Annotated in this window: 21 protein-coding genes; 15 read left to right on the forward strand and 6 right to left on the reverse strand. The window is 45.9% G+C overall.

Annotated elements, in window-relative coordinates; all coding sequences use genetic code 11:
* Window positions 1–27: 27 nt before the first annotated feature.
* Window positions 28–768, reverse strand: coding sequence for a hypothetical protein (locus HQM15_02195; protein MBF0491575.1), 741 nt, complete (start codon window positions 766–768; stop codon window positions 28–30).
* A 247-nt stretch (window positions 769–1,015) separates the two neighbouring features.
* Here HQM15_02195 and HQM15_02200 point away from each other — a divergent pair, with 247 nt between their 5' ends.
* A complete protein-coding gene (locus tag HQM15_02200; GenBank protein MBF0491576.1) occupies window positions 1,016–2,389 on the forward strand; it encodes a short-chain fatty acid transporter in 1,374 nt (457 codons plus the stop codon).
* 254 nt (window positions 2,390–2,643) lie between these two features.
* Window positions 2,644–4,899 carry an ATP-dependent Clp protease ATP-binding subunit ClpA gene (gene clpA, locus HQM15_02205; protein MBF0491577.1) on the forward strand — a complete coding sequence of 752 codons (2,256 nt, stop codon included), beginning with the start codon at window positions 2,644–2,646 and terminating at the stop codon, window positions 4,897–4,899.
* Here the strand turns inward: clpA and HQM15_02210 are convergent.
* Together HQM15_02210 and HQM15_02215 are read right to left on the reverse strand one after the other, a co-directional pair.
* A complete protein-coding gene (locus HQM15_02210) occupies window positions 4,882–5,928 on the reverse strand; it encodes a HupE/UreJ family protein (GenBank protein MBF0491578.1) in 1,047 nt (348 codons plus the stop codon). The genes clpA and HQM15_02210 overlap by 18 nt on opposite strands.
* On the reverse strand, window positions 5,925–6,374 hold the full coding sequence (locus tag HQM15_02215) for a tRNA (cytidine(34)-2'-O)-methyltransferase (protein ID MBF0491579.1): 450 nt from the start codon (window positions 6,372–6,374) through the stop codon (window positions 5,925–5,927). Before HQM15_02215 ends, HQM15_02210 begins: the two co-directional genes overlap by 4 nt.
* Window positions 6,375–6,376: 2 nt before the next feature.
* On the opposite strand from HQM15_02215, the gene thpR reads away from it, so the two are divergent.
* From thpR to HQM15_02240, 5 genes are all read left to right on the forward strand, one after another.
* Window positions 6,377–6,928 carry an RNA 2',3'-cyclic phosphodiesterase gene (gene thpR / locus HQM15_02220; protein MBF0491580.1) on the forward strand — a complete coding sequence of 184 codons (552 nt, stop codon included), beginning with the start codon at window positions 6,377–6,379 and terminating at the stop codon, window positions 6,926–6,928.
* A gap of 4 nt (window positions 6,929–6,932) precedes the next feature.
* Window positions 6,933–7,802 carry a prephenate dehydrogenase/arogenate dehydrogenase family protein gene (locus HQM15_02225; GenBank protein MBF0491581.1) on the forward strand — a complete coding sequence of 290 codons (870 nt, stop codon included), beginning with the start codon at window positions 6,933–6,935 and terminating at the stop codon, window positions 7,800–7,802.
* Window positions 7,799–9,121 (forward strand): 3-phosphoshikimate 1-carboxyvinyltransferase, encoded by a 1,323-nt coding sequence (gene aroA / locus HQM15_02230; GenBank protein ID MBF0491582.1) that lies wholly within the window; start codon window positions 7,799–7,801, stop codon window positions 9,119–9,121. Before HQM15_02225 ends, aroA begins: the two co-directional genes overlap by 4 nt.
* A 17-nt stretch (window positions 9,122–9,138) precedes the next feature.
* Window positions 9,139–10,203: a hypothetical protein gene (locus HQM15_02235; GenBank protein ID MBF0491583.1), complete on the forward strand. Its 1,065-nt coding sequence runs from the start codon at window positions 9,139–9,141 to the stop codon at window positions 10,201–10,203.
* A gap of 90 nt (window positions 10,204–10,293) precedes the next feature.
* Window positions 10,294–11,511 (forward strand): aspartate kinase, encoded by a 1,218-nt coding sequence (locus tag HQM15_02240; GenBank protein ID MBF0491584.1) that lies wholly within the window; start codon window positions 10,294–10,296, stop codon window positions 11,509–11,511.
* A gap of 18 nt (window positions 11,512–11,529) precedes the next feature.
* Here the strand turns inward: HQM15_02240 and HQM15_02245 are convergent, their stop codons facing one another.
* The 3 genes from HQM15_02245 to HQM15_02255 form a co-directional block, all read right to left on the reverse strand.
* Window positions 11,530–12,438, reverse strand: coding sequence for a hydroxymethylglutaryl-CoA lyase (locus HQM15_02245; protein ID MBF0491585.1), 909 nt, complete (start codon window positions 12,436–12,438; stop codon window positions 11,530–11,532).
* A 379-nt stretch (window positions 12,439–12,817) separates the two neighbouring features.
* Window positions 12,818–13,120 carry a hypothetical protein gene (locus HQM15_02250; protein MBF0491586.1) on the reverse strand — a complete coding sequence of 101 codons (303 nt, stop codon included), beginning with the start codon at window positions 13,118–13,120 and terminating at the stop codon, window positions 12,818–12,820.
* A gap of 9 nt (window positions 13,121–13,129) precedes the next feature.
* Window positions 13,130–13,267, reverse strand: coding sequence for a hypothetical protein (locus HQM15_02255; GenBank protein MBF0491587.1), 138 nt, complete (start codon window positions 13,265–13,267; stop codon window positions 13,130–13,132).
* A 398-nt stretch (window positions 13,268–13,665) separates the two neighbouring features.
* Between HQM15_02255 and HQM15_02260 the strand changes: the two genes are divergently transcribed.
* From HQM15_02260 to HQM15_02295, 8 genes are all read left to right on the forward strand, one after another.
* A complete protein-coding gene (locus HQM15_02260) occupies window positions 13,666–13,863 on the forward strand; it encodes a hypothetical protein (GenBank protein ID MBF0491588.1) in 198 nt (65 codons plus the stop codon).
* Window positions 13,864–13,884: 21 nt separating this feature from the next.
* Entirely contained in the window at window positions 13,885–14,112 is a 228-nt protein-coding gene (locus tag HQM15_02265) for a DUF2281 domain-containing protein (protein ID MBF0491589.1), read from the forward strand.
* Window positions 14,102–14,446, forward strand: coding sequence for a type II toxin-antitoxin system PemK/MazF family toxin (locus HQM15_02270; protein ID MBF0491590.1), 345 nt, complete (start codon window positions 14,102–14,104; stop codon window positions 14,444–14,446). Before HQM15_02265 ends, HQM15_02270 begins: the two co-directional genes overlap by 11 nt.
* Window positions 14,443–16,185 carry an O-antigen ligase family protein gene (locus HQM15_02275; GenBank protein MBF0491591.1) on the forward strand — a complete coding sequence of 581 codons (1,743 nt, stop codon included), beginning with the start codon at window positions 14,443–14,445 and terminating at the stop codon, window positions 16,183–16,185. The genes HQM15_02270 and HQM15_02275 overlap by 4 nt, the downstream gene beginning before the upstream one ends.
* 39 nt (window positions 16,186–16,224) lie before the next feature.
* On the forward strand, window positions 16,225–17,562 hold the full coding sequence (gene miaB, locus HQM15_02280; GenBank protein MBF0491592.1) for a tRNA (N6-isopentenyl adenosine(37)-C2)-methylthiotransferase MiaB: 1,338 nt from the start codon (window positions 16,225–16,227) through the stop codon (window positions 17,560–17,562).
* A 9-nt stretch (window positions 17,563–17,571) separates the two neighbouring features.
* Window positions 17,572–18,105: a bifunctional nuclease family protein gene (locus HQM15_02285; GenBank protein MBF0491593.1), complete on the forward strand. Its 534-nt coding sequence runs from the start codon at window positions 17,572–17,574 to the stop codon at window positions 18,103–18,105.
* A 111-nt stretch (window positions 18,106–18,216) separates the two neighbouring features.
* A complete protein-coding gene (locus tag HQM15_02290; GenBank protein MBF0491594.1) occupies window positions 18,217–18,591 on the forward strand; it encodes a VanZ family protein in 375 nt (124 codons plus the stop codon).
* On the forward strand, window positions 18,542–19,063 hold the full coding sequence (locus tag HQM15_02295) for a gamma carbonic anhydrase family protein (GenBank protein MBF0491595.1): 522 nt from the start codon (window positions 18,542–18,544) through the stop codon (window positions 19,061–19,063). The genes HQM15_02290 and HQM15_02295 overlap by 50 nt, the downstream gene beginning before the upstream one ends.
* The last annotated feature ends 7 nt before the right edge of the window (window positions 19,064–19,070 follow it).

Raw genomic sequence — 19,070 nt, forward strand, 5'->3', positions numbered from 1 at the left:
CTTCGTGTCTCAATAATGTCAAAATTTTCAGTGGGCCCTGCCTTGAAAATTGCCTCTACGAATTCTCCCCAGCAATTCCATCCTCAAATTTCTTATTTCGTCCTGTAGCGAAGTGACGTTCAATATCTGTGTTTGCTGTTCCTGTTGCCAAATGATTTGTGGGGCTAGCTCTTGTGTTTGGCTTTCCAATTGTCGCAATTGTTCTATTAAATGCCAGGCATCGGAAGAAGAATGACAGTGAGCGCATTGATCTCGTAATTCAGCCATTCTTAGAAAGACCCGGGGCATTTGAGGAGACTCCAATAAAGCCTGGGGAATGAAACTTGTGCCAAGGTCCAGTCTTTCAGATCTGGCCAGCTGCCTTTGTGCCTGGACCAGGCCCAGTCGAATGGCTCGTAACTGATTGCGTTGATGGCCATCTAAATGGCTAGAAGAAGGGAGGTGAGATAGCTCCTGCTGAATTCTTTGCAACTGCTGTCGCACTTCTAGGGCTGCAGGGGCATGGTCCACCTGCCTTGCCGACATCATTTGTAAGGTGATGCGTATGCTTTCCAGATAGCTTTCGGAAAGTTCGAGGGCGCTTTCTGCTTCAGTGGCAAGGGGCTGTGTGCTTGACCAAGCTAGGCCTTCATTCGGGGGAATGAAATGGTCTTGTCCGGAAGAAGTTGGGTTGGCATTCCATTCTTCGTCGGGGATTTGATCCAAAAAATCAAGTTCAGGATATCTCTCATTAAAGAGTTCTTCGGGTGAAATGTTTTCGATTTTCATGACGGGCTCCTTTTTTAAAAAATGTTACCTGGAGAGAAAGCAAGCCCGGTGCCAAAGCAAAACAAAAAACATTTCATAATAAAAAAATAAAAAAATTAAGGAGTTACAAAAAAAAGGAATGACAGAAAAGAAAAGATATAAAAAAGTAGTCCGAAATTCGAACAGCGGAAATACAGTCCTCGACCAAAAATCGGAAACCGCAACGATGGGAGAAAAAATGGAAGAAAAAAAATTAACTCCTTCAAGTATGGTTCGCTTGGGACAGCGCTCAGGTCTTGCCTTGGCCAATTGGACCGAGAAATGGTTTCCCGATGCCCTGGTGTTTGCTTTTTTGGGGGTCGTCGTTACCTTTGTTCTAGGAATTTGTATTGGTGAAAAGCCCGCTCAACTGGCCATTGCAGGAGGAAAAGGTTTTTGGTCTTTGGTTCCCTTTACCATGCAGATGGTGATGATCATCATTGGTGGATATGTGGTGGCGACGGCTCCGGTGATTAATCGCCTGATTGAAAAACTGGCCAGTCTGCCTAAGACACCCAAATCGGCAGTGGCCTTCATTGCTTTTTTTTCGATGATGACGTCACTCCTTTCCTGGGGCTTTAGTCTTATTTTTAGTGCCTTGCTTGTGAAGGCCATTGCACGCCGTTTAAAAGATCTTGATTATCGTGCAGCGGGGGCTGCTGCCTATCTGGGTTTGGGCGCCATCTGGGCGCTAGGTCTTTCTTCTTCGGCAGCGCTCATGATGGCCACCTTTGAAAGCATTCCACCCAAACTGTTCGCCATCAGCGGGCTTATTCCTCTCGTCCAAACCCTTTTTCTTTGGCAAAATGCCTTAATGGCCGTGGTTTTGATTCTTTTGTCTTTGGGCGTCGCCTATTTTTCCACCCCTCCCTCCAGCGAAGCGAGAAATGCAGAATTTTACGGAGTAGATCTTACTGAAAAGCCTCTCCACTTGAGTCATTCAGATCGACCAAGAGAATGGCTGGAATACAGTCCTCTCTTGAATCTGTTCATGGTAGCCTTGTTGGGCTTTTACCTCATTTATGAATTCAAAACTTCTCCCAAGGGGGCATTGGCTGCTCTCGATCTGAATACCTACAACCTGATTTCTATTACACTGGGGCTTTTATTGCATTGGTGCCCTAAAAATTTTGGGTCTGCTGTTTTAAAGGCGGTTCCTGCCTGCGGTGGGGTATTAATTCAATTTCCTTTTTATGCCGTCACTTTTGGGATGATCATGGGGACAGGAATCACAGGCTATGTTGCAAATCTTTTTGTCCACATCAGTAGCCCACAAACTTATCCTCTCTTGGTTGCCTTGTACTCTACGGTAATAGGCATATTTATTCCTTCGGGTGGAAGTAAATGGGTGATGGAAGCGCCTTACGTGCTGGAAGCCGCAAAATTGCATCACATGCACCTGGGATGGGTGGTACAAATTTATAACGCCGCCGAGGCCTTGCTTAATCTGGTGAACCCTTTTTGGATGTTGCCCTTGCTGGCCATTTTGAAAGTGAAGGCCCGTGATTTGGTGGGCTATACCTTCATGCAGTTTATTTGGCATATGCCTGTTGTATTTTTTCTTTGTTGGATGCTTTCGAAAACTTTTCATGCCTCACCCTGACCCTCTCCTAACCTTTAGGAGAGAGAATTTGGAAATTCTTCTTCTCCCTCTCCTAGGGTAGGAGAGGGCAGGGTGAGGTATTTCTACACGCACAAAAAAATGCCGCAGGGTGTCGGAGGGATAGTAAAAATCTCCTTTATTTTCGTTTTTAATACCCGTTCCTTCTATTGAGATCATTTCGCTGTTGAAAAGTATGAGAAGTGCTTTAAAATGGGAGTGGGGGGTTGTGGATTGCAAATGGAGGAGAGATCTTCATGATGATTACCGAGGAACTCGAAAAAACTTTTAAAAAGGCCTACGAAGAAGCCCTGGCTAGAAATCACGAGTATGTGACGTTGGAGCATCTACTTTTCGCTCTTACCGAAGACTCTGTTGCCTCTGAAATTTTAGTCCATACCGGTGCCAGCTTGAAAAAACTACAAGAAGATCTGAATGATTTCCTTAAGACCTCCATTCCCGTTTTGCCTCCCGATCAATATCAAAATCCTCAATACACTATCGGTTTTCAATTTGTGCTGCAGGTAGCGGCCACGCATGTGCAGTCTTCTGGAAAAGAAAAAATAGATGGTGGAAATATTTTGGTGGCCCTGTTTCGTGAGCCTGAATCCCACGCCGTTTATTTTTTGCATCAGCAGAATATCAGTCGTTATGACGTGCTACGTTACATTTCGCATGGGGTTTCGAAAGTAGATTTGGAAAACTCCTCGGAGAATCTCCCTCAACGTTCTCTGCCCGCTGATAAAGAAGAGGGTACAAAACCCAAGGAGGGGAAAGACCCTCTTTCGAAATATTGCATCAATCTCAACGAAAAAGCCAAGCAAGGCAAGATTGATGTGCTGATTGGTAGGGCTCTGGAATTAGAGCGCACCATTCATATTCTGGCGCGACGTCGGAAGAATAACCCCATTTTTGTGGGGGATGCGGGCGTAGGAAAGACGGCGATTGCAGAGGGTTTGGCGAAGCGGATTGTGACCTCGGATATCCCAGATTGTTTGAAAGAGGCTACCGTTTATGCCTTGGACATGGGGGCCTTGCTGGCAGGGACCAAATTCAGAGGAGATTTTGAGGAGCGTTTAAAGGCGGTGATGAAGGCGATTACGGCCAAAAAAAATCAGATTTTATTTATTGATGAAATTCACACCATTATTGGGGCCGGGGCTGTTTCGGGCGGGGCCCTCGATGCCTCGAATATTTTAAAACCTGCCCTGGCGAGTGGCGAACTCAAATGCATTGGAACCACCACCTATAAAGAATATCGCAGTATTTTTGAAAAAGATCATGCCCTAAGCCGCCGTTTTCAAAAAGTGGATATCGACGAACCCAGCGAAGAAGAAAGTATCAAAATTTTGGAGGGCCTCAAAAAATACTACGAAAAATTTCATGAGGTGCATTATTCTGCTTCAGCCATCAAGGCCTGTGTGGATTTAGCGGTGAAATATATTCACGATCGATTTTTGCCAGACAAGGCCATTGATTTAATGGATGAAGCAGGTGCAGAAGCTAAGCTTAAACATTCAAAAAACTTAAAGATTATTATCACCCCAAAAGATATAGAAAAAGTGGTGTCCCGCATGGCCAAGGTGCCCACGCAAACGGTGAAAACGGATGATAAGAAAATTCTACAAAATTTAGCCGAAGAACTGAAAAAACTCATTTATGGCCAGGACGAAGCCGTAGATCAAGTGGTGAAGGCTATTCAACTGGCTCGTGCCGGGCTGGGTGAAGCCGACAAGCCCATCGGTTCTTTTTTGTTTGCTGGGCCTACCGGAGTCGGAAAAACCGAGCTCGCCAAGCAAATGGCGGCCCGTTTAGGCATCGAATTTATTCGTTTTGACATGAGCGAATACATGGAGAAGCACACGGTGTCACGCTTGCTGGGTTCTCCTCCAGGCTATGTGGGTTTCGAGCAGGGGGGGCAGTTGACCGATGCCATTCATCGCACGCCTCATTGTGTTTTGTTGCTTGATGAAATTGAAAAAGCCCATGAAGACCTCTTTAATATCTTATTGCAGGTGATGGATCACGCCACGCTGACGGATAACAATGGGCGTAAATCTTCTTTCAAACAGGTCATCCTGATGATGACCACCAACAGCGGTGCTCGCGAAAGCCAGGCCAAATCGATGGGCTTTGGAAGTGCGGAGTTTGAGGACAGGTCCAAAAAAGCCATTGATCGCCTGTTTAGTCCGGAGTTTAGAAATCGACTCACGGCCGTGGTTCAGTTCAATCCTTTGGGTAAAAAAGTTGCCGAAAAAGTAGCGCTAAAAATGATTGCGGAATTAGAAAAACGCCTGAGCACAAAAGGAATCACCCTTTCGTTAGACGATGCTGCCCGTGCCTATCTGGCCGAAAAAGGCTACGACGCCCAATACGGTGCCCGCCCCATGAAACGGCTCATCGAAACAGAAATTGCGCACGTGCTTTCGCAGGAAATCCTATTTGGAAAATTGGCCAAAGGCGGCGAGGTGAAGATTTCGGCCAAGGAAGATAAACTAGAATTTGTTTATTAAAAACACCCGCTGAACCAACCAGAACGCAGCGATTAAAAAAATGAGCGACAAGCTCATTTTTTTTATTACTCGGCTCAAGGCATAAAATCGCTTTTCTAGAAAAATAAAAAAAGGAAAGAGTGGGGCGATGATTAAAATTTGTCCGCACTCCACCCCAAGGTTGAAAGAGAAGAGGGGAGCGATGAGATTTGTGCCGCTCAAATGGGTTTCTTTGAGCACCTCTGAAAAAGCCAGGCCGTGAATGAGGCCGAAGAAAAAAGTGAGGAGCAAAGTGGTTTTAAATTGTATGGACCCCTTTCCCAAGCTACGGTCACCGGAGGGAATTTGGAAAATACTTTTACAGGCCATCACCATAATACTGAGGGCCACCAGGGGTTCCACGATTTTAGGGGCAAGGGTGACGAGGTCAAAGGTGGCCAGGGCAAGGCTCAGCGAATGGGCCAGGGTAAAGGCACTGATCACTAATAGGAGTTCACGAAATTTTTTTGCAGCAAAAATAAGAGTGAAGACAAACAGCAGATGATCGAGCCCGGTCCAGATATGTAAAAGCCCGGTTTTGAGAAAGTTGAAAAACAGATTCCACCTCGAAAAACTAAGAGTCCATTCGCTGTCATTAGTTGAAAAAGTATGGGAAAAAGTTTTTCCCAACATCCAGACACTCATCAGGTGTTGATGAGAAATATCGCCCCAAAAAAATCCAAAAGAAATATCCAGGGTTTTGATGTCCACCGGGCAATGCAAATGGATCAAAAGTTGGGTTTTTTCTTCGGCTGCCAGAGGTTGTGCTTGGAGAGAATCAAAAATGCAGTCCCTATTTTCTGAAATGATCTTCACCCTCCGCGAAATGAAATCTTTGATTTGCTCGGAAGTGGCCCCTCTGAATTTTTCTTCAAAATTATTCTGGTGAACCTGCAGGGTCCATTCCAGATTTTTGCCCTCTACTTTTAATTCGGACGACGATTGTTGCACCACATGGGCGTGGAGGGGGAGGGGGAAGAGAAGAAAAAGAATTAAAAATAATTTATTCATGAGTTTACTATTTGCCTATAGGCCTCATACAACACCACCCCCACTGAAGTGGCTAAATTCAGGCTTCGTACAGGCCCCCACATGGGAACGGTGAGTAAGTTTTCTGAATATTTCTCAAGATTTTCTGGGCCTAGCCCTGAGCCCTCCGAGCCAAAGACCAAAATATCGTTGGATCGGTAGTTGGCTTGCGTGTAATTTACTTTACCGTGAGTGCTTAAGAACCATAAATGGGATTCTCTATTTTTTTCTCGCACTTCGTCCAAAGAGTCGACTAGAGTTAAATCGAGCTGCTCCCAATAATCAAGACCGGAGCGCCGGATTTGTTTGGAATCGATAAAAAATCCCAGGGGTCTTACTAATATTAATGGCGTCTGCGTGGCCACACAGAGCCGGCCTATATTGCCGGTGTTTTGTGGAATTTCAGGATGGTAGAGGACAACTTTCATATATGAGACTCTTCCTAGCTTATGAATTACCCGACGATTTGCAACAGCAAATCTATCAAGTTTTTTCTCCCTTGCATCAGCGCCTGCGGAATTTTGCCTGGGTTAAACCAGGGCGTCTGCATCTGACGCTTCGTTTTTTGGGGGAGGTCTCGGAGGATTTTCTTCAAGCGCGACTCATTCCTGTTTTTGAAGAAGAGTTTTCCAAACTTGGCCCCTTTCAACTTTCCTTTCAGGGCCTGGGCTTGTTTCCCAACCTGTCTCGTCCCCGAGTGTTGTGGTTGGGCGTCAAAGGGGACACCCTCAAACTAAAGCATCAGGCCTTGCAGCTTGAAAAAAAGTTGGATGGGCAGCAAGTACAGCAATATCACAAGGCCTTTAGCCCCCATATTACACTGGCGAAGATGAAGGAAGTTCAAAAAAATGTTTTGCTTGGAAGATTGATTCAGGAATATGAAAAAACAGATTTTGGGATTTTCGAATTTAAAGCCCCCTCCTTGTTTGAAAGTGTGTTGGGAGCGGAAGGCTCAGCTTATAAAATTTTGAGGAAGTTTTAATCTTATGAAAAACAAACCCACTGTTGCCATCCTTGGTTTGGGTCTCATCGGCGGTTCGTTGGCGCTAGAGTTTAAAAGGCATCGCTTGGCCTCCCAAGTCATTGGCATTTCCACCAGTGTTGAAAATCGCGAAGAAGCCCTCCGTCAAAAAGCAGTGGATGTGGCTTACAAAAAGCTGGGAGATTTTTTGCAGACGGCGGATATCGTCTTTATTTGCACGCCGGTAAAAATAATTGAAACAATTTTGCTGCCGCTTAAAAAAAATGTTTCAGAACATACAATCATTACAGATGTAGGCAGCACGAAAGAGCAGATTGTTGATCAAGCAAAGAAACTAAAGTTGAAGAATTTTATAGGGGGTCATCCTATAGCTGGTACCGAAAAATCGGGTATGAAAGCGGCTCAGCTGGGTTTGTTTAAGAATAAAAAATGGATTTTGACTTCGGAAGAAAAATCCAATCCTGCAAATTTTAACACTTTAAAAAAACTACTCACAGCAATGGGTGCAAAAGTAGAAGTGATGAAGGCTAAAGATCATGACGCACTTTTTGCTGCTTTTTCTCATGTCCCTAATTTGATTTCTTTTGCCTTGGCATCCTCTTTAAATCATAAAAAATTACTTTCCAAAATAGATTTTGCAGGTTCAAGCTTGAGGGATATGACTCGCTTGGCAGCGAGCCCTGTAGCGATGTGGCGGGATATTGCTTTGAGTAATTCAGTGCAGATTTTGAGGAGCCTGGATTTGTTTGAGAAAAAGATTCTGGAATTGAAGTGCGTTTTGAAGAAGCGGGATGCGAGGGGCTTGGAGAGGTTTTTGAGAGAGGGACAGAAGGTGAGAGAAGTGATTTTACCCTCTCCGAGGGGAAAGATATGAACACCATTACCCTACATCCCACTAAAACTCCCCTCACCGGGACCCTCCAAGTCCCCGGAGACAAATCTATCTCTCATCGGGCCATTATTTTTTCGGCGCTCAGCGAGCAGAAAATTCGGATTCAAAATCTGCTGGAAGGCGAAGATGTGCTTTGCACCATTGATTGTTTTCGCAAAATGGGAGTCTGCATTGAAAAGCAAGGCGACGAGTGGAGGGTGCAGGGGGTGGGTTTGCGGGGATTAAAACAACCGAGTGAAATTTTGTATTGTGGCAATTCGGGCACTACGACCCGCCTGTTGATGGGAATTCTGGCCGCGCAAAATTTTGAATCAAAACTCAGCGGAGATGCCTCTCTCAATAAGCGCCCCATGAAACGGGTGATGGAGCCTCTGTCGCAAATGGGTGCGCAGTTTAGCGTAGAAGGGGAGGGGACAGCTCATCGAATAATTACGGTGAAAGGCGGCCATTTGAAAGGGATTGATTATACAAGCCCCGTCGCCTCAGCGCAGGTAAAGACGGCGCTGTTGTTGGCGGGGCTTTGGGCAGAAGGGGAGACGAGTGTGACGGAGCCTTCGCTTTCGCGGGATCATACGGAGAGGATATTGCGGGCTGTAATGTGTGTAGAGGCAGACTCTTTAAAAGTGAGTATCCAAGCGGTTCAAAAAATCACCCTACCCGAACTTTGGAAAATCCCCGGAGATTTTTCTTCTGCCGCGTTTTTTATAGTGGCGGCGAGTATTGTGCCGGGTTCTGAGATTCTTATCCCCGATGTTAATCTTAATCCCACGCGTTCCGCTGCGGCAGGGGTGCTGAAAAAAATGGGGGCCAAAATTTCTTTTGAAAAGGAAAGCCTTTTGGCAGGTGAAGAGATGGGCGATATTCGAGTTTCTTTTGCTCCACTTCATGCCACGCCCATTCAAGGCGAAATTATTCCCTGGCTGATTGATGAAATCCCCATCCTCTGCATCGCCGCTTCACAAGCCGAAGGGGAAACTATTATTTCAGATGCAGCCGAATTGCGCGTGAAGGAAAGTGATAGAATTGAAGTGATGTGCAATCTGCTTTCGCAATTGGGAGTGAGTGTAGAAGAAATAAAAGACGGCCTGAAAATAAAAGGCAAGGCCTTGCTGAAGGGCGCAAGGGTGCAAAGCTTTTTAGATCATCGCATTGCGATGAGCATGGCTATTGCCGCATGGGTGGCTGATGGGCCGATGACCATTGAAGGGGTGGAGTCGGTGCTGACCTCATTTCCGGGTTTTTGGGAGATCGTGAGATATTTTTCCAGTAAGCCCAATAATTACTCGACAAAGGCTTATTGATCTTCTAGTGACTCCGCATGCCAGAAGCACAAATTTTAATGCAGTGTTTTGTTGCACAAAATGCACTGAAAGATGTGGTAGAGCGCTTTTCGCGTTCTTTAGATAATTTTCATCAAGCCATTCTTTCCGGAAAATATCCTCGTTTGCAGAAAATTAGTTATACCTTCGACCGCTTCCATCAGAGCATTTCCACAGAGCTTGAGAATTTAAAAGTCCATCTAGGTCAATCCAAGTTTTCAGATACTTCTTTGTCGGAATATTTCAATCAAATCCTGGATCAAGCGCATTGTGTGAGAGAATCTTTGGCGGAGCGTTTTCAAGATCTTCATAGTGAGCAAAGCCGGCTTTCGTTTTCGAAAGTGGTGGAGAGAGTTTCTCAGTTTCGTTCTACCTTGGCGCACTTTGATGCCAAGTCCATGTTTTCCCAATCCGCTCAAACACTGGGTTTTGAAAGTTTAGAGTCGTTAGGGGAGCAAAGCAAAATTCAATGGGCTCGCAAGATGTGGCATGTGTTGGCGGGTTTTGGTATTATCGCCATCTATCTTTTTTCGCGTGGAACTTTTAACCAAAAAATGGCCGTTTTTGGAGGTTTCACCTTATACAGCCTTTTCTGTGACAGCATGCGCTTTGTGTTTCCCCGCTTCAACCAGAGAGTGCTTCACGATTTGAAGAGTATGATGCGTAAAAAAGAGGCCACTCGTCTGAATTCACAAACCTTTTATTCGGTTGCTAGTTTTATTGTCTGTTGTTTGTTCCCCATGCCTATTGCGGTACTTTCTATTTTGTACCTTGCCGTTGGAGACACGATGGCTTCTGTCGTTGGGGTTTATTTTGGCAGGACGCCTTTTGTGAAAAATCTTTCTGTAGAGGGGAGCTTGGCTTTTTTCACTTCTTGTTTCATGCTTACTTTTCTTTATCCCATTCTAGACCCTGCCTTTCATGGCAGTGTTTGGATTTTGGCTCTCTGTGGCGGTCTTGCCGCTGCATCCTCCGAGTTTTTTGCCGATAAAGTGGATGACAACTTCGTCATTCCGCTCTTTTCTTCACTCTTCCTTTTCATTAGTGCAATGCTGTTGGGCTAGATTCAATTCAGTGAAAAATTTTTTGACTCTTGCAAAAGATTTTGTTTTTTTGCTAGTGCCCCCCTGTCCAATTTTTATATCGGGGGGTTTATGTCACTTATTGTTCAAAAATACGGAGGGACCTCCGTGGCCAATATTGACCGAATCAAGAATGTTGCCCAGCGGGTTTTGAAAACCCAGAGGGCAGGAAATCAAGTGGTAGTGGTGGTGAGTGCGATGTCTGGCGAAACCAATCGTTTGTTGGGTTTGGCCAATCACGCCTGTGAAATGCCCAACGAGCGTGAGTTGGATGTGATTGCTTCCACCGGCGAGCAAGTAACCACGGCGCTTCTTTCGATGTGTATTCATCAGCTGGGCGGAGAAGCAATTTCGCTTCAAGGCCATCAAGTTAAAATCTTAACTGATAACGCCTTTAGCAAGGCGCGGATATTATCTATCGATGCTGAAATTTTAAAAAAATATTTATCTCAGGGGCAGGTTGTTGTGGTGGCCGGTTTTCAAGGCGTCGATTCCGAAGGGCACATTACCACTTTAGGTCGTGGCGGATCAGATACCACCGGAGTTGCGTTGGCTGCAGCTTTGAAGGCCGATAGCTGTGAAATCTATACCGATGTGGATGGTGTTTATACCACCGACCCCAACATTTGCGAAAGGGCGCAAAAAATAGAAAAGGTGTCTTACGAGGAAATGCTTGAGATGGCCTCTGTAGGCGCCAAGGTCTTGCAAATTCGCTCGGTTGAATTTGGAGCTAAATACAATGTGCCTATTCATGTAAGGTCATCTTTCAACGAAAATCCAGGGACATTAGTTTGTCAGGAGGATTCTACTATGGAAAGTGTTGTTGTTACTGCTATTGCCTATGATAAAAATGAAGTTAAAATTGCTGTTCGCCAGGTTCCCGATAAACCCGGTGTGGCCATGAAGGTCTTCAGCCCTATCGCTTTGGCCAATATTAATGTGGATATGATTGTTCAAAATGTGAGTGAAAAGGGAGCTACCGATTTGACCTTCACAGTTCCCAAAGCCGATTTCAAAAAAGCCCTTCAGATTGTCAATGCAGTTGCCAAAGATATTGGCGCCGAAAAAGTGGAAAGCTATGAAAATATCGCTAAGGTTTCTATCATCGGCGTAGGAATGAGATCCCATGCGGGTGTCGCGGCTAAAACCTTCGAGGTTCTGGCCAAAGAGGGGATCAATATCCAAATGATCTCCACCTCTGAAATCAAAATTTCTCTGGTGATTGAAGATAAATACACCGAGCTTGCGGTGAGAACTTTGCATACGGCATTTGGGTTGGATAAGAAGTAATTTTCAGCAGAGGTCTATTCATTTTCTTGGGGAGGCCGTACAGCTTTGCAAATACTTCGAGGTCAAGGGCCGTTTCAAGAAACCACTCATCAAGCGGGAAGCCTCAACTAATTTTTCCAAGTCAATTCCCGTTTCTATTCCCATTTCATTCAGCATATACACTAAATCCTCCGTTGCTAAATTTCCGGAAGCCCCCGGGGCATAAGGACAGCCCCCCAGCCCCCCTGCGGAGGAATCGTAGCGATAAATTCCGAATTGTAAACCTGTTAAAACATTGGCGAGAGCGGTTCCTCGGGTGTCGTGAAAATGGAGTGCAATTTGATCGCTAGAAATCTTAGGCATTAAAAGTTTTAATAGGTGTTCCACTTGAGTGGGCACTGCAGCACCCAGAGTGTCGCCTAAAGAAATTTCATCGACTCCCAAGTTGATTAAGGCTTTAGCCACTTCTAATACTTTTTCTGCCTTAATTTTGCCTTCATAGGGGCAAACAAAGCAGGTGGAGACATAACCTCGCACCCACATTTTATTTTTTTTGGCTTGCACCCCAATGGCCTCAAAATCTTTGAGCGATTCTGGAATCGTCTTATTAATGTTTTTTTTGGTAAAGCTTTCAGAGGCGGCCGTAAAAAGAGCAATGTTTTTTACATTCAGCTCCAGGGCCTTTTCAAGACCTTTTTGATTGGGCACCAGGCAAATATTTTTCACTGCAGCAGAGGGGGAAAGGGCTTTTATAATTTCTTCGCTGTCACCCATTTGCGGCACCCATTTGGGGCTCACAAAAGAAGCGACTTCAATTTGATGAAATCCGGCTTCAGTCAATTTTTGGATGAATTCCAATTTTTGGAGAGTGCTCAAAAATTCTTTTTCGTTTTGAAGCCCATCACGAGGGCCCACTTCGGTGAGGATGATTTTTTGAGGAAGTTTCATGGTTCTCAACAGGCAATACTATAAAGGAGTTCTGATGCAAGAATTCTTTATCGATTGTAAAATCTATGAGTTATGATCGAAAACACAGGAAGCGTTTTGATTTTCTTGAAGTACAAGAGCCCTAAAATCCGCTCACAGATAAAACCTGTTCATCTCCTCCCGTCAACCTTTTGACTTCCCTCAGTAAATTTTGACTCCTTTCAAATCACGGCCGTTAAGCCTTGTTTATACTTCGATACAATTGAGCATGGAACAGCATTTGCTCTATTTTTGTGAGTCGATTTTCCGCAACTTTATTCGGTGCACGAGCCGAAAATACAAAGTGGTGGTTTCAGATAAACCTTTTCAAAAAGGAGAATGAAGATGAAAAATAAAATACTCACGCTAATGGCCATGCTTGGCCTGGTTGTTGCGGGGGGGGTAAAGTAGCTTTTGCACAGACAAAGCCGCTCCAAAAAGCAAATTCCGGATCAGCATTTACAGAATGGATCTCAAGCTTCAGCAAGCCAGCAGCAGTGACAGCAGCACCTGCGCCAGCACCCGTAGCACCACCCCAAACAACGCCTATCGTACAAGCCCCTCCCGCAAATACGCCTCCTGCAACAGATTCTTCCAATGGAGCTGGGCTTAAGAGTGGTGGAGGTGGTTCAGGAGTAGTGAGACAAGCGCCCCCTGGAATCACGCAAGGTTATCATTGGGGTCCGGTAGTAGGGTCAGGATTGGCTGACAGGGGAGGTGGAACGGGTGTGACTACGCCGACTACACCCGCTGGGGGATCGAGCTGTTGGAATCTTCCAACTAGGCCCACCAGTTCAGATACAGGAAGCATTAGCCTGGGAGGTGATGTTGAAATTTCTTATTATCCCTCAAATCAAAATCCCAGTGATGGGCATATGCAAGTTTTGATGTCTGCTATCTATAATCCCCATTCTGAGATTTCTGAACCTTTCCGCCTTCTAATTGAGGGATCACGTGGGGCAGTGTGGAGCGGAAATGAATTTCGACACTGTGTTAGTATACCCTCCTCTGATCATATGATTAATGGCGGCACTTTTCACATTTACTTCGACGGCAGAATAACTGACTTCACAATTAAGGCAGATCCGGATGGGAGTATCCCGGGAACTGATGATAGACATAACTTTATTGCTTGTACCTCTCTCCATGCAGGTTGTAGTGGAAGCAATCGTATTTCAGGTGGTTATAGAGGAGAATGCAACATGTACGATGAAGCAGCCTGCCGCACAAGCAGTGGATCTTATTCCGATCACACCGGGCCAGTCTACTCTGATGCAACTGCCCCAGGAGCCCCCTAGATCTGATTTCAAAATACAAAGGCCGAATCACTCGATTCGGCCTTTGTTGTTTGCCCATGCGATCTTGACGTTATCCGATAGAAGTGGCATTCTGGCCAGGCAGCGTTGATGCAAATACAGAGGAGGAATTGTGGAGAATTTTCAGACAAAAATCGAGAAATTGCCGCCTGACATTCGACGGGAGGTAGATGATTTTATCAGCTTCCTGCTTGAGAAAAGGGGAAAGGTGCTTGCTGGTGAAGTGGATCTTTCGTCAAAAGGATGGACGACACTTCAAGCGGCAGAAACCCGTTCTCGCCTAGAGTCTTTTGGAGAGGATTGGAATACCCCTGGGATGGAGGCTTACGATGCCCTATAAACGTGGTGACGTGGTACTTGTACTTTATCCAAATTCTGATTTGCAGTCTGCCAAGAAGCGTCCGGCTTTGGTTGTTCAATCTGATGAGATTGAAACGGGATTGCCTCAGCGTGTTGTAGCGATGATTACCAGTAATCTTGATCGAAAGGGTCCAACGCGTGTCATGGTTGGAAGGGATACTTCGGAGGGTAGGTTTATGGGTATCTTGACGGATTCAGTTATTGTCATGGACAACGTTGCCACGGTTTTGGACCGGGAAATTGAACAAAAAATAGGTGAGAAGCCAGATATGAATTCTGTTACTGAGGCTTTGCGAAGAGTGTTCGATTTATGAATCTGCTGCCACAAACCTCAAGTCCCAGGATCTCCCCCCTCCGACTATTATTCCTCGGTCTCTGGATCCTTCTCCTCCACTGGGCCTATTGCGGTGCCTGGCCAAGACCTGCGGATGATTTCAAGAATTTCATCTTTTACCAAGGCCTGGGGCTGATCGCCCTGGCTTCTCTTTTGAAATTCCCTCGCCTCGTTCCTATTCCGTCCATTCTCAAGTGGCTCTTGGCCGCTTATGCGGGTGTTGCGGTGATTTCGATTTTTCGCGGAGCGGCTTCTTACGAAGGGGTGCTGGAGCTCAGTCGCTTATTTCTTTGGGCCATCGGCACCTATGCCCTCGTGCAATTGAATGAAAAGCAATGGTGCGTGCTCCTGACGCTCTCTACGGTTTCCGCTGCCCTCATTGCTGTTTTAAGTCTTTTTGAACTGCATGGTTATAGCCTGTGGCAGCGCATCGTTCATCTCTTGCCGCCCAGCATGAATCCTATCGGGCATTTCAGCTATTATGGAACCTTCATGGCCGCGCATGTACCCATGGCTGTCTATCTTTTGTCTGAATCAAAATCTGTCTCCCGAAAAATTCTTTGGGGGATTGCGTTGCTTCTGACCCTGGCGGGGCTTTGGATTTCCGGCACCCGATCGAGCATGGTGGGGCTGGCTGGTGCGGGGTTTGTCAGCACCATCCTTCTGATAAAAACCAGGTCTGTTTCTTGGAAAAAGATGTTGGGGCTGTTTACCCTCCTGCTTTTGATCCTTGTCGTGCTTCACAAGATCAACCCTCAAAGCAGCCGCGGAGAAAATACAGCGGAGCGATGGAGCAAGGTTTTGACCCTCATCAAGAATCCCTCCATTGCCACCTTGGACAGCGTTTCCTCAGGCAGAGGCTATCCATGGATTGCTTCCTTCAGGATGTTTCAGGCGAGGCCCCTGTTGGGTTGGGGGCTGGGAGGCTATCGCTTTTCTTATCCGGAATTTGATTTTCAATATGATCTTCATCCGGAGAGTTCCATAAAAATCTGGTTCATGCACCCGCACAATGAAATTCTGGATCAGCTGACAGAGCTGGGGCTTCTCGGCGCGATTCTATTTTTTCTCTTTTGGGGAAGTCTTTATTTTAAGGGATACCAGTCTTTGTGCTCCGATCAAACGACAGAAGCCGAGAAGAAAAGAATCCTCTTGGGTCTTGCGGGGATTACCATTTCGCTGGGGAGTTGGATGCTCGATACCAATTATCAAATGCCCCTTTCACGACTGACGACCGCGATTTCTGTGGCGATACTCTTGGGTGCCTTTTCAAAGTCAGAACTTGCGTCTTGCCTTGTTTCCCCCTTGGTAAAAGGGGGATTAAGGGGGATTTTATTCTTCCTCATCCTCATCTCTCAAATCCTGCTGGCGGGCTACGATGCTGGCCTTTATGCGGTGGCTCGCGCGGATCGCGCAACCTCTCACGATGAAAAGATGTACTGGTCCACCAAGGCCTTTCAATGTTCACCTGGGGCCTTTGAGGCACTGTTCACCTATGCCGTGACTCAACTCAATGAGGGCGATCCTCAAAAGGCTGAGAGGGGGATTCAATTTCTCTACGATCAGTTTCCCCGTTCTCCCCTGGTGCTCTATCACACGGCGCGGCAACGCCTGCTGTCGGGCAGGCGTGAGGAGGCCATCCCTCTTCTGGAACACTCCATCCAAAACGATGCCCATTTTGAGGGGGCAAAGAATTTGCTGTGCACGCTTCAAGACTAAGCACTTGCCTAGAGAAATCAAATTTTCTATCAAGCCAAAATGAGCAAGAAAGTCTTTATCGAAACCCATGGCTGTCAGATGAATGTGGACGATTCTCTTCGATTGCTTCGTTCGCTGGCGCCTTTGGGTTATAGTTCCACCACCCATGCTGCGGATGCGGATCTGATTCTCATCAACACCTGTTCGGTGCGTGAAAAGGCCTCGCACAAGGCGTATTCTGCCGTGGGGCGATATTATTCTTACAAGAAGAAAAAACCGGGCACTCTTTTGGGGATAGCCGGTTGCCAGGCGCAAGCGGACGGGAAAGACCTGCTGCAGCGTTTTCATTATCTCGATTTTGTATTGGGTCCCGATCAAGTGGGCAGCTTGCCCGAGCTGGTTCAAAAGTTGGAAAGCAAAAAGAAGCAAGTCAACCAAACTGCTCGAATCCAGCCTGCCGATTTCAGGTTTGTGAGCCTGGTGCCCGAGGCACAGGAAACAAAGGCCTCTGCCTATGTCACCATCATGAAGGGTTGTGATAATTTTTGTTCCTTTTGTATTGTTCCTTTTGTGCGTGGACGCGAGGTTTCTCGTTCCAGTACTGAAATTATTGAGGAAGTAAAACGTCTGGTGGATCAAGGCGTACAGGAAGTGACTTTGCTGGGGCAGAACGTGAATTCTTATGGAACCAAGCAGCAAAATAAAGAAAGCCGAGAACTTACTTTTGCAGAATTGCTTTATCAGATTTCGCGCCAGACTGCCTTGAAGCGATTGCGATTTACCACCTCCCATCCAAAAGACATCCAACAGGATTTGACTTTTGCTTTTCGGGATATTCCTATTTTAGCAAAACATTTGCATTTGCCGGTTCAATCGGGTTCCAATGCCATACTGCAAAAAATGTATCGCACCTATACACGCGAAGAATATTTGGAAATCGTCTATCAGTTAAAATCAGTTTGCCCCGAAGTGGCGCTGAGCACCGATATTATTGTTGGCTTTCCGGGGGAAAGTGAGGAATATTTTGGAGAGACGATGAAACTTTTGGAAGAAGTGCGTTTTGATTTTTCTTATTCTTTTCATTATTCGCCTCGTCCGCATACGACGGCAAGGCGCTATTTTGAAGACGATGTCCCCCTGAAAGTGAAAGAAGAACGCTTGAAAAGATTGCAAAAAAGACAGCTTGAAATTAGTCAGGAAATTCATGAGTCTTGCGTTGCCAAAGAATTTGATGTTCTAGTAGAGGGCCCTTCGAAGTTGGGGGGGAGTTTGCAAGGGCGCAACTCTCAAAACCGCCTGATTCATTTTGAGTCAGCAGATTCCTGCATGGGCGAATTTGTACGCGTGAAAATCACCCAGGCCTCGCAAAGTGCCTTAATTGGTGAAAAAGTTTCGTAAGGAAGATTTATGAAGTCAAAACAAGTTCTCGATCAAGAAGTGGAAGGTTTGATTCAAATGAAGGTGACCGGATTGACTATTGATCCCTTTACCAACATGCCCATTATTATCTTAAAAGATTTGGGGGAGAAAACCGCTTTGCCTATTTGGATAGGCTTGATTGAGGCCTCAGCCATCGCCACGGAACTCGAAAAAATCCAGCTTTCCCGACCCATGACCCATGATCTGATGCGTTCCATGATGAACGAATTTGGTGTGAGACTGCTCAAGGTGGAAGTGAATGATTTGGCAGACAACACCTTTTATGCCCGTGTTTTTTTGGAACACGCGGGGAAAAAAGTAGATTTTGATTCTCGCCCCTCGGATGCCATCGCCTTAGCTTTGCGCCTGGCGGCCCCTATTTATGTGGATAAGAAGGTCATGGAAAAATCGCGACGTATCGATCTTTCGAAAACGGCAGATGAAGAGGGAAGTAAAAAACAAAAATGGGCAGAAATTTTAGAAAACTTGTCTCCTGAAGATTTTGGGAAGTATAAGATGTGATTTTTCTCCTCCCCTTAAGCTAAGGGGAGGTTGGGAGGGGTTATGGCCGCTTTGTATCCAATTGCCATAACGCCCCCTGACCCCCTCTTAGCTTAAGAGGGGGAAATGCAAATGTCCCCCAAAAAAATAATTTACAACATCCTCCCCATCCTTCTCTACTGCCTGCTTATTTTTTCTCTCTCTGCAAAACCGTCACTACACGTTTCGCACGATAAAATTGCCCACATTCTAGCCTTTGGCGGCATGGGCTTTTTGTTTTTTCGCTGCTTTAGAAATTACAATTTTTCCTTTCGAGAGGCCTATGCCTTTGCCATGCTCTTGACCATTTTGTATGGCATTGGCGATGAGGTGCATCAATTTTATGTGCCGGGCCGCAGTTGTGATGTTTTTGATGTGTTGGCCGATTCGGTGGGCGCTTTTTTGGGGAGTCCTGTTTATGAATTCTTTTATCGCTTTCGATTCAAAAAAACCTCAAGTTCATCCTAGTGCCTTTGTTGCCACAGGAGCCATCTTGATTGGGCAGGTGGAAATCGCAGAGGAAGCCAGTGTGTGGTTCAACTGCGTGCTGCGAGGAGATATCCTTCCCATTAAAATTGGCAGACGCAGTAATATTCAAGATCTTTCCCTGTGTCATACTTCTACAGGGCGTGTTCCGACGCTGGTGGGAGAGGAAGTCACCGTGGGTCACCGAGTAATTTTGCACGGTTGTGAACTCAAAAACAGGGTCTTGATTGGAATGGGTTCTATTGTGATGGACCATGCGGTGGTGGGTGAAAACAGCATTGTGGGGGCGGGTTCTGTGGTGACAGAAAATACCATTATTCCTCCCAGAGTGCTGGCCTTGGGCAGCCCCTGCAAAGTGAAGCGGGATTTGACCCCGCAGGAAATTCAATTTTTGGAGTTGTCGGCTTTGAGTTATGCAAAGAAGGCGGCGGAGTATTTGAAACTAAAATTGTAGTTTATCC

The sequence above is a fragment of the Deltaproteobacteria bacterium genome, from assembly GCA_015233135.1.
In the GTDB taxonomy this organism is placed as follows: domain Bacteria; phylum UBA10199; class UBA10199; order JADFYH01; family JADFYH01; genus JADFYH01.